The following is a 4,081-nucleotide window of genomic DNA, read 5'->3' on the forward strand; positions in this document are numbered from 1 at the left end:
GCAGAAGCCTGAAGACAGATAAATAGTTGGTGTTGATTGCGGTGAGGGTACACCTGTTCCCATCCCGAACACAGAAGTTAAGCTCATTTGCGCCGACAATACTTTGCGGGTGACTGCACGGGAAGATAGGTAACGCCAACATAAGAACCTGCCAATCGGCAGGTTCTTTTCATATTCTACCCTTTCCCATCACACATCACACAGAACACAGAATCGGAGGCGCTGCGGCGCGCATAAGGAGGATATTTTTATGAAAATGCTTCGTGTCCTGATGCTCAACGGCAGCCCGCGCGCGAACGGCAACACGTCCATCGCTCTGCGGGAAATGGAGAAAATTTTTACGGAGAGCGGCGTTGCGGTCGAGACCGTGCAGGTCGGCAATCAGGCCGTGCGCGGCTGCGTGGCCTGCAACGGCTGCGCCAAGCTCGGCAAATGCGTGTTTGACGACGTGGTGAATGGGCTAGCCCCGAAATTCGAGCAGGCGGACGGCCTCGTCGTGGCAAGCCCCGTCTACTATGCGTCTGCCAATGCGACGCTTGTCGCCTGCCTTGATCGCCTGTTTTACAGCACTTCGTTTGATAAGACGATGAAGGTCGGCGCCAGCGTGGCCTGCGCCCGCCGAGGCGGCTGCTCCGCGACGTTCGATGAGCTGAATAAATATTTCACGATCTCCGGCATGCCGGTGGCCTCCAGCCAGTACTGGAACAGCATCCACGGCCGCGCGGCAGGGGAGGCGGAGCAGGACGGCGAGGGCCTGCAGACCATGCGCGTTCTGGCCCGCAACATGACCTTCCTGATGCGCAGCATCGCGCTCGGCCGCGAGCAGTTCGGCCTTCCGGAGAAGGAAGCCCGCATTGCGACGCATTTCATCCGATAAATCCGGAATATCACGGGGCGGTTTCGTTCGGAAGCCGCCCCGTTTTTTACAGGAAGGGCTTGACAGATCGGGCGGAATATGGTAACCTGCGCATAGAATGCAAATCCAGATTGAAATTTGATACAGAAAGGCGGAACCTCCATGAACCCGAAGGAAAAAATCCTCCGCACGGAGCTTGTCTCGGCGGGCGCTGCTCTGCTTTGCTGTCTGCTGCTCTGTATCGCCTGTTTCCTGCTCGCGGGCCTGCCATCCGCCAGCCTGATCCTGCTTGCAGCCGTTCTGCCGCTTTCCCTCGTGATCCTGCCCTGTGCGCTGACTTGGTACAGCGGCCGCTTCTGCTGGGCTGCTCCGATCTTCCTGACGTTGGGCTTTATTCTGATCCCCAGCTATTTTCTCCGCGGGTATTTTCTGGAGATCGGTTTGGCCGGCCTGGCGTCCGGGCTGTTTGCGGCTGCCGTGCAGGGGTTCCATCTTGCGGCACGGCGGGAGATGCCATGCACGGCGTGGGCGGCCTATGGCGGTCTAACCGTCCTGTACCTGTTTGTCAGTTTGCTCGATCTGCTGCATGACGGGCTGTTCACAGGCAGCCCAATGGCGGGCATCTGGATCGCAGCGACGGTGTGCTGCCTCGGCATCACGCTGCTCGTGTTCCGCGCCGGACGCCGTGTGACGTTCTACCCGGCGGCATGGATGGTCATGCTGTTTGCGCTGCAGTTCGGCATGACCTACTGGACGCTACCGTTCGACCTCGGCCGGGCCGCACTGCATTTTGCGATCGTGCTCATTCCGCAGCTTCTGTTGACGCTCGTCCTGCTGCTGCGCAGGCCGCGGGCGGTGCAGGCATCCGAATGAGATTTCCCTTGTAATTTCCCGAATTCTCTATTATAATGAAACCAAATTTTGAGCCGCGCTGCGGCGCGGCATCGGAAGTGGAGTTGAGAAGATGCGCCATATTTCCTGCTGAACGTTGGGCTGACAAGACAAAGCGGCGAAGCGGCCGCTTGGCTTTGCTATGCCCTGATGCAGGAATATGCGGATCCCTCAACTGCGCGTGACCGGTCTGCCCTCTGGCGACGGATGCACAATGGCTGCGGGATGCTTTCCTGCGGCCATTTTTACGTCATGGAGGGCACACAATGTCACTGATCCACGTCAAAAATCTGACGTTTACCTATGATGGAAGCTATGAGCCTGTTTTTGAAAATGCCAGCTTCCAGATCGACACCGGCTGGAGACTCGGCCTTATCGGACGCAACGGGCGCGGAAAAACAACGCTGCTTCGCCTGCTGGGCGGGACATATCCCTATCAGGGAACGATCTCCGCGAGCACGCCGGTTTCCTATTTCCCTTATTTGATCCGTCGTCCGGAGGCACCGGCCATCGACGCCGTCTCGGAAATGGAGCCGGATTATGAGCTCTGGCGGCTGCAGTGCGAGATGGAAAAGCTGCGGCTCGACGAGTCGATCCTGCTCCGGTCCTATGCCACGCTCAGCGGAGGCGAGCAGACAAAGCTGCAGCTTGCGGTCCTGTTTTCGTCGGAGCAGCACTATTTGCTGATCGACGAGCCGACAAACCATCTTGATCTGCCGGGGCGCGAGCTAGTAAGCCGTTATCTCAGCCGGAAGCGCGGATTTCTTCTCGTTTCTCACGACCGGGCATTTCTGGACGGATGCGTCGACCACATCCTCTCGATCAACCGGGCGGATATTCAGGTCTGCAGGGGGAATTTTTCCACATGGATGGAGAACCGGGAGCGGCAGGACGCCTTTGAGCAGCGGAAAAACGAGAAGCTCCTGCGGGAGATCGCCCGCCTGCAGGATACGGCGCGCGAAAAAACCCAGTGGGCGGGAAGGGCGGAGGCCCGGAAGATCGGCAGCGCGCCTGCGGACCGGCCGGATAATTACCGCTCCTATCAGGGAGCAAAGGCGGAGCGCACGATGGCGCGCGCCAAGGCCATCGAGAAGCGGCGCGAAGCCGCGCTGGAGGAGAAAAAGCTGCTCCTGAAAAACCTGGAGCGGCGGGAGGAACTGAAGCTCGTCCAGCTTCCATTTTATGCAGAGCGGCTCGCAGAGCTGCGGAACATCCGCATCGCATATGGGGCGCGGACTGTCTGCGATTCGTTCGGCCTTTCGGTGCGGGCAGGGGAGCGGATCGCACTGCAGGGGCCGAACGGCTGCGGCAAAAGCAGTATCCTTCATCTGCTGTGCGGCATGGACGTCCCGCATGGAGGCGAGGTCCGGCGTGGCAGCGGCCTGCGCATTTCCTTTGTCGGGCAGAACACGTCGGGGCTCTGCGGCAGCGCGGCAGAGCTGATCCGCGAAAAAGAGATCGATGAAAGCCGCTTCTATTCCATCCTGAACAAACTGGATGTGCCGAAGGCCCAGCTGGAGCGCGACCTGCGGCTGCTCAGCGAGGGACAGCGGAAAAAGGTGCTGCTGGCGGCTTCGCTCTGCGAGCGGGCGCACCTGCATGTCTGGGATGAGCCGCTCAACTATATCGATGTGATCTCACGCATCCAGATCGAGGAGCTCCTGCTCCGGTTCCGGCCGACCATCGTGTTTGTGGAGCATGATAAAGCGTTCTGCGAGCACGTTGCAACGCGGATCGTATCGATGCAGAAGGCATAAATGCAATTTTTCGCAAAAAAAGACACCCTGCAGATAGCTGGGTGTACGTAAGACAGTATTGCGCCGAGATTGACGAAGCGGCACGAAACCGCATGGAGCTGATCGTGCGGTCACTGGCAGAGCAAAACGGCGTGACCGAGCAACTGAAAGCCGATAATCAAATGGAATGGGTGCGGCAGATGAACGCTTGCAAGGCACAGGCAGAGGAGATTGTGAAAGCGGAATTGATTTATGATTGAGCGAGGAAGTCCGGGCAGAAAACTGTTCGGACTTTTCTCATATAGTCCAAAGTTGCGGTAGAACTGTTCACAAGTTTTATGGTATAATTTGAATACGAAAAGTGAGCAACAAATCGGAATTTGATGAGGTGATTGGGTGAAAACTTATACAATTTGTGGAAGCATGAAATTTGCCGAAGATATGAAAAAATGCTTATGACCTTGAAATAAGCAAGGATATAAGATATAATATATTACAATGTGTTTATTGTGAAGATAATATTGTTCCAACTGAAGATGAACTTTTAAAACTTGAAGATGCTCATTACAGAAAAATAGATTTAAGTGATGGAATATAT

General features: G+C 56.6%; 3 protein-coding genes, 1 rRNA gene and 1 pseudogene. All 5 read left to right on the forward strand.

Features of this window, described 5'->3' with window-relative positions; translation table 11 throughout:
- Positions 1 to 25 precede the first annotated feature (25 nt).
- Positions 26 to 141, forward strand: a 5S ribosomal RNA gene (gene rrf / locus ACMKFF_RS04240).
- 109 nt (positions 142 to 250) lie between these two features.
- Positions 251 to 877 carry a flavodoxin family protein gene (locus ACMKFF_RS04245; RefSeq protein WP_419496152.1) on the forward strand — a complete coding sequence of 209 codons (627 nt, stop codon included), beginning with the start codon at positions 251 to 253 and terminating at the stop codon, positions 875 to 877.
- A gap of 141 nt (positions 878 to 1,018) precedes the next feature.
- Positions 1,019 to 1,729, forward strand: coding sequence for a hypothetical protein (locus ACMKFF_RS04250; protein WP_419496153.1), 711 nt, complete (start codon positions 1,019 to 1,021; stop codon positions 1,727 to 1,729).
- Positions 1,730 to 2,013: 284 nt separating this feature from the next.
- On the forward strand, positions 2,014 to 3,504 hold the full coding sequence (gene abc-f / locus ACMKFF_RS04255) for a ribosomal protection-like ABC-F family protein (RefSeq protein WP_419496154.1): 1,491 nt from the start codon (positions 2,014 to 2,016) through the stop codon (positions 3,502 to 3,504).
- Between the two features lie 53 nt (positions 3,505 to 3,557).
- Positions 3,558 to 3,743, forward strand: a pseudogene (locus ACMKFF_RS04260) (TnpV protein); the annotation flags it as partial.
- Between the last annotated feature and the right edge of the window lie 338 nt (positions 3,744 to 4,081).

It is taken from the genome of Faecousia sp., assembly GCF_048519415.1.
In the GTDB taxonomy this organism is placed as follows: domain Bacteria; phylum Bacillota; class Clostridia; order Oscillospirales; family Oscillospiraceae; genus JAZOXB01.

Coding starts and splice junctions, on each gene's coding strand:
- ACMKFF_RS04245 (WP_419496152.1), top strand. CDS start 251: ATGAAAATGCTTCGTGTCCTGATGCTCAACGGCAGCCCGCGCGCGAAC.
- ACMKFF_RS04250 (WP_419496153.1), top strand. CDS start 1,019: ATGAACCCGAAGGAAAAAATCCTCCGCACGGAGCTTGTCTCGGCGGGC.
- abc-f (WP_419496154.1), top strand. CDS start 2,014: ATGTCACTGATCCACGTCAAAAATCTGACGTTTACCTATGATGGAAGC.